The organism is Flavobacterium sp. Arc3 (assembly GCF_041431375.1).
Lineage (GTDB): Bacteria > Bacteroidota > Bacteroidia > Flavobacteriales > Flavobacteriaceae > Flavobacterium.
On the sequence record NZ_JASMRI010000059.1, the window covers coordinates 1 to 1,427 of the forward strand.

At 25.9% G+C, this 1,427-nt stretch carries 1 protein-coding gene; it reads left to right on the top strand.

The features are described 5' to 3' along the window. A partial coding sequence (locus QO200_RS19275; protein ID WP_371543629.1) for a hypothetical protein occupies positions 1 to 1,289 on the top strand: 1,289 nt, incomplete at its 5' end. Positions 1,290 to 1,427 lie beyond the last annotated feature (138 nt).

A 1,427-nucleotide genomic window follows, 5' to 3' on the forward strand; every position in this document is an offset into this window, starting at 1 on the left:
ACGTTGTGCAACAGTTAATGAAAACCGAACGTAATAAAATGAAAATTAAAACATTAGTATTATTTATTTTATCAATACAATTAGCATTTTCGCAATCGAAAACCGAATATTTAAAAAATAATCGTTTCGATTTATTAAACTCAAATTTTGAATTTCCTCAAAGTAATTTCAAAATAATTGGTTTCGGTGCTTATCATGGAAGTCAGGAAACTGAGAATGCCGAAAATATTTTACTTGAAAAACTATTACAAAATAAAAAGATAAAATATTACTTACCAGAAACCGATTTTGGAATTGCTTATTATTTTAACCAATATTTAAAATCAGGCGATACCATTTTATTAAAAGATTTGGTAAAGCATTATGGAAATAGAGTGCCACAAGAAAAAACTATAGAAACTTGTAATAAATGGAAAAGTATCAAAAAAATAAATGATAATCAACTAACAAAAAATAGAATTGAAGTTGTTGGAATTGACATGATTGTAACATATAAATATACTTCAAAATTACTAATTGATTTATTTCATGCTGAAAAAGGAAAATACAAATCTTACGATAATTTAGTTGAAATGGTTAAAATTGACACGACCGATTATTCACCAAACTATGACAGTTATTCTAAAAATAGTTTAAAAAACTTTTTGGCTGATTATGAAAATAACAAAACATATTTTCAATCTATTTCAAAAAATCAAAAAATCACAGATAACTTAATTGAAAATATAAATCTAACTTTTAAAAAACGAGATAGAGAAAAAACAATTTATGACAATTATCTATATTTAAGTCAATTATATGATTTTCAATCTAATCCGCAATTTGTAAGAATGGGATTTTTCCACATCGAAAAAGCAAGAGAAAATAATAATCCATCTTTTTTTACGAGATTAATAGAAAATAAAATTTATGACAAAGAAAAAGTCATATCAATTGCTGGATTTCTAACTAAAAGTAGAGTACTTTGGGACTTAAAATATGACGATAAAAAGAATTATATTGGTTACACTACAGAAGGTGGTTATGGCATTGGAGATTATTGGAAAGAATACTTTAAAGGAATAGATAAACTCAAAAAAAATAAAATTTCTAACTTAACACTTTATCGTTTAAACAACGAAAACTCACCATACAAAAAAAATCAAACTGATTTAATGGAAATTAAAATGTTTCTTAAAAAATCAAATAAAAATGATTTGAAAGGTAAAACAACAACAGATTATTTTGATTATGCAATCTTAATAAGTAACTCAAAAGCAAATAATCCGATAGAAGAAATAAATAAATAACCGATCGCACAACAGCAGTTTGGCAAAATGGCGGGTTCAGTGCTAAATTGAACATTTGGTTTTCAAATGAAGTTTAGTGCTAAGTTGAAAGTAAGTGCTTCAAAGTCCGCCACTTCGCCAAGCTGCAAAACGTTGGCA